The organism is Kineococcus glutinatus, assembly GCF_039542765.1.
GTDB classification, from domain to species: Bacteria; Actinomycetota; Actinomycetes; order Actinomycetales; family Kineococcaceae; genus Kineococcus_A; species Kineococcus_A glutinatus.
In genome coordinates, this window is the sequence record NZ_BAABIL010000804.1 from 1 (window position 1) to 568 (window position 568).

Annotated in this window: 1 pseudogene; it reads left to right on the forward strand. The window is 77.8% G+C overall.

The annotated features are described in order from the left end of the window. Window positions 1–568 (forward strand): annotated as a pseudogene (locus ABEB16_RS21610) (hypothetical protein); the annotation flags it as partial.

Sequence of the window (568 nt, forward strand, 5' to 3'; positions counted from 1 at the left end):
CTGGAGGCGCGCCTGCAGCTGGCCGGCGCCGCGGGGCGGGCCGCGCTGCTGTCCGGGCCGGCCGAGCGCACGGTCCGCCTGCTGGGTGCCGCGCCGGCCGGCGCGGCGGGTGGCACGAGCTCGGACTTCGCCGACCTGCACGCCCTCTACTGGTGCCTGCTGAACCTGGCGCAGGTGCGGCCGCTGGCCCTGGTCGTCGACGACGCGCAGTGGTGCGACGAGCCGTCCCTGCGGCTGCTGGCGCACCTGCTGCCGCGCCTGGAGGGGCTGGCGGTGCTGGTGGTGGTGGCGACCCGGCCGCACGCCGGTGCCGACGTGCCGCTGGACGCCCTGGGCGCGCTGGTGCAGGACCCGGGGACCACCGTGCTCTGCCCGGCGCCCTTCGACCTGGACGCCAGCACGGCCCTGGTCCGCGCGCTGGCCCCGGGTGCCGACGACGTGTTCTGCGGCGCCTGCTTCACCGTGACGGGCGGCAACCCGCTGCTGCTGACCCACGTGCTGCAGGCGGCCCGGGGACCACCGTGCTCTGCCCGGCGCCCTTCGACCTGGACGCCAGCACGGCCCTGGT